General features: G+C 28.8%; 4 protein-coding genes. All 4 read left to right on the top strand.

Going from position 1 to position 3,654, the window contains the following annotated elements:
* Positions 1-716: 716 nt before the first annotated feature.
* Positions 717-1,130 (top strand): hypothetical protein, encoded by a 414-nt coding sequence (locus GA0061080_RS12000; protein WP_091126107.1) that lies wholly within the window; start codon positions 717-719, stop codon positions 1,128-1,130.
* A gap of 55 nt (positions 1,131-1,185) precedes the next feature.
* Positions 1,186-1,806 carry a tetratricopeptide repeat protein gene (locus tag GA0061080_RS11995; protein WP_167349244.1) on the top strand — a complete coding sequence of 207 codons (621 nt, stop codon included), beginning with the start codon at positions 1,186-1,188 and terminating at the stop codon, positions 1,804-1,806.
* Positions 1,807-1,809: 3 nt separating this feature from the next.
* Positions 1,810-2,106, top strand: coding sequence for a glycoside hydrolase family protein (locus GA0061080_RS11990; RefSeq protein ID WP_091126100.1), 297 nt, complete (start codon positions 1,810-1,812; stop codon positions 2,104-2,106).
* A gap of 381 nt (positions 2,107-2,487) precedes the next feature.
* Positions 2,488-3,243 carry a hypothetical protein gene (locus GA0061080_RS11980; protein WP_091126097.1) on the top strand — a complete coding sequence of 252 codons (756 nt, stop codon included), beginning with the start codon at positions 2,488-2,490 and terminating at the stop codon, positions 3,241-3,243.
* Positions 3,244-3,654: the final 411 nt, after the last annotated feature.

Here is a 3,654-nt window from a genome sequence, read left to right as displayed (position 1 = left end):
GAATTATGCCTGTATGGTATCACTGACATTTATGTTAATGTGGCTGCCAATGTATTGTTGAGTAATTTATGTACAGCAAAGATCAACAGCCCCTATTTATAAAGAAAAAATTTTAGAATCAGCTGCTTTTTCACAGTATTACTATATTGATAAAAATTTTGAGAATATTTGGTTGTTAAATAATGTTGATAGTGACGAAACGCAAAATATTGAAAAATGGAGACATTATAAAATAGATAATAGTGGGCACTTCAAGCTATTGGAATCGATTTCGTGTAAAAATCGTGATAGGCAAGGAGTCGTAAAATGTCACAATGATTAAGAATAAAATGATCAAATTAGATTTAGAAATTACACCCCAGCGATGTGGGCATTACATCAAATTTTAACTGAAACACTGAGGTATTCAACTCAGGATAAAGAAACACTACTTGCTTTTACTGATAACTATTTAAAGGAAGGATTACGCAGAAGCTAAACAGCGGAGGATATATTTAGTTATTACAATGTGGTTCCTGTTGAATCATCTTCTCCCAAAAAAGATGTAAGAAATCTTCAGGTTTTAAGAGCTTCAAATAAAACTAAACGTAAAGTTCTCGTTGAGTTAGGATTTATTACATCACCTAAAGATGCAAAAGCTTTATTTTCAAATATTGATCTAATTGCTCAACAATTATATGAAGGATTATTAAAAAATTTTATTAAAAGGTTGCATAATGAAAAAAATAATTATTTTACTGACCATCTCTTTATTTATTGTCTGTCATTCTTTTGCTAACTCTGTAAAGGAAAATTTTAATCCTTACGCTATATCATCAATAATATCAAGTTATTCAAATACTCCTTTTTGTTATTCATTTCTTATTGATTATTATCCAAATGGTCAAGTAAAAGAAAAAGGTTGTCAAGGACATTATAATGCGACTGGTATTTTTGTGGGTAATTGGTATGAATATGATTTATTGGGTATGCTTGTTCGTACTAGGTATTATCATCCTGATGAGTTTGGTAAGGATTATAAAATTATTATAACCTATGATAAAAATGGTAAAGTTATAACAAAAAAAATATTTAATTATGGCGAAGTATATGAATCAGAGGAAGTGGAACTTAATGAAATACCTAAATAAGAAACTCGCACTTATAATAATGTTATCGTCTATACTATGGAGCTCAAATAGTGTAATGGCTGACACTAATAACGAAAGTAATTTAATTATACAAGCAGAAAATGGGGATAAGATTGCCCAATATTCCTTGGCTAATCTACTTTTATCGCAGAATGTTAATAAAAAATATGATGATAAAATTTTTTATTGGTATCAACAATCTGCGCAACAAGGATATGCAGAAGCTCAGTTTGCTTTAGCTATTATTTATGAAGAAAAGGATAATAATGAACAAGCCATTATCTGGTTAGAAAAAGCAGCCAAACAAAATCATGTACAATCTCAATACTCTTTAGGGGTTAATTACAGATTTGGATTTTGGGGAGTTAAACTGGATCATTCGAAAGCATTATATTGGCTAACAAAAGCGGCTAAACAAGGTTATACAGCTGCTCAAGTTGAGTTGGGTAATTTATATTTAACAAGTAGTGAAAATACAGATTATAAAAAAGGAATTAATTGGTATAAAAAAGCTGCCGAATCAAATAACCCTTTTGCGCAACTTAATTTAGGAATAATTGAAAAAGCGCAATCAAATTATAAAATCGCACTGTTATGGTTTGAACGTGCATGTAAAAATAATCTAACTGATGGTTGTCAACTAGCATCTGAAATGATTGCAAAAAAACAACAATAAATCTTGCAAGAAAACATTCGCAAGCCTCAGAAAAAGCACCAACTGACACCAAAACCTTATACTAAAGGAACTACTATTGGCATTGGAGGATTTAAGAATTCAACTGTAGTAAAAATGATAAATAATCCGAAAGGATCTTATGCTTATAATTCATTAGAGGAAGCATGGTTATCTTGGAGTAACTCCCAAGGAAAATTTAATCAAGGCGTTAATAATCGAAGACGTTCGGAATATTATTTATTTAAAAATAATAAATATACTACATATAGTCATTTGGACGGAGAATATAAAGAAATATGAAAATAATTTTCATTATAATGCCATTACTATCTTTTGTTTGTTTAGCTAATGATTTTAATCATTCTTGTCTGTATACAACTAAATATAATTCTTTAAAATATAATATTAAAATATCCTATTGTTGCGAAGAGGGGGAATTAGACTGTAAAAATGTTTATTATGAAGGAACGAGAAAGAAGGATCAGCTATATATATTTTTAAAAGGGGAAACTATAAATCATTATTCATCTCATCGCTTATTAGGGTATCAATTTCAAAACAATGATTATTATTACATTATTCGAGATAATCAATTAAGTATATATAAAAATAACAAGTTATTACAGAATCAGGAGCTAGAAGAATTAGATGATTAATGTAAATTAAATATTATTCAATAATATGCAATTAGTAAAAATATCAATATTATTTTTTTATTTTCTAACGACACACTCATATGGAAGTATAGAATTTAATAAAATAAAACAATCAATTTATCATTGTTTTGATAATAGTTCTGATTGTCAACAAATTAAAGTACCCATAGAGTTGAATGATGAAATTGATGAGTCAATCTTATCAATTGACAAATTTTTGGGTCAAAATTATTTATTGATGACATTAAAATATAATTCTACACCTAATAAGTGTTATTCGCTTTATGAAATAAAAAATCATATTATTCAAACTAAAGAGAAACAAATTTTAAGCGATGGTTCTCAGTTATGTGATTATAAGAAAACCAATGATCAATTAATTAATCGTTTTCTTGATGGTGGGAAGTGGTATGAAAAACTTTATAAAGAAAAGGAGAAATATTATCAAATAATATTAGAAGATCAATGTATTGGTTGTGATATGGTGCAGCGTAAAATTTATAATAAAAATTTAAATTATTTATTGGTGACAAATGAGCATAATCTTTTTGATAGAAAACCAATAATTAAAAAGATAGCTGTTAAACAGGCTTATTTATATGATGATGCTTTGGAAAAATCAAAAACTAAAATGTATTTAATTGAAGATGACAAGGTAGAACTATTACAGCACCGAGACGATTTTTATCAAATTCGATATTTAACTAGAACCCAGAAGTTAATTGTTAAATGGGTTCATTCGTCGGCTTTACAGTACATTAATTTAACTATGCAAGAATAATATCTGAATAAATCAAAAAGTGTTATGGTGGGATGATGCTGCTAAAGGCTTAGCCAAGCTAAACCAATAAAACGACACGCCCCCAGAAAATGGCGAGCCAATGGATACCACAACCACCCTAGCAGAAACTGCCCCAACAGCCACCCTTAGTGCTGATGGTAAGGCGTAGTTTATTCATCCTATAGAGATATTTAATTTTGTTCCATGGAACGATTTGATAGATCGTTGAAATTTTACTTACCAAATACGAAAGTGAACATAAAAATTTTAAAGCAAATGAGAAGGATGTTGTAACTACCCCCTAAAATAGTACAGCAAAAAGTAGAAAATTCTCTATGATAAAAGAAAAGGGGATTTAATTATGAAAAAAATGACTGAACATCAAATTGTCGCTATTTTAAAAGAAGCTGA

It is taken from the genome of Gilliamella intestini, from assembly GCF_900094935.1.
Classification (GTDB): domain Bacteria; phylum Pseudomonadota; class Gammaproteobacteria; order Enterobacterales; family Orbaceae; genus Gilliamella; species Gilliamella intestini.
The sequence above is the reverse complement of the archived record's forward strand: the minus strand, read 5'-3'. Positions and strand labels throughout refer to the sequence as shown.

What these genes read in the sequence shown, in the direction of transcription:
- GA0061080_RS11995 (WP_167349244.1), top strand. Translation starts at nt 1,186, where the DNA reads ATGGCTGACACTAATAACGAAAGTAATTTAATTATACAAGCAGAAAAT.
- GA0061080_RS11980 (WP_091126097.1), top strand. Translation starts at nt 2,488, where the DNA reads ATGCAATTAGTAAAAATATCAATATTATTTTTTTATTTTCTAACGACA.
- GA0061080_RS12000 (WP_091126107.1), top strand. Translation starts at nt 717, where the DNA reads ATGAAAAAAATAATTATTTTACTGACCATCTCTTTATTTATTGTCTGT.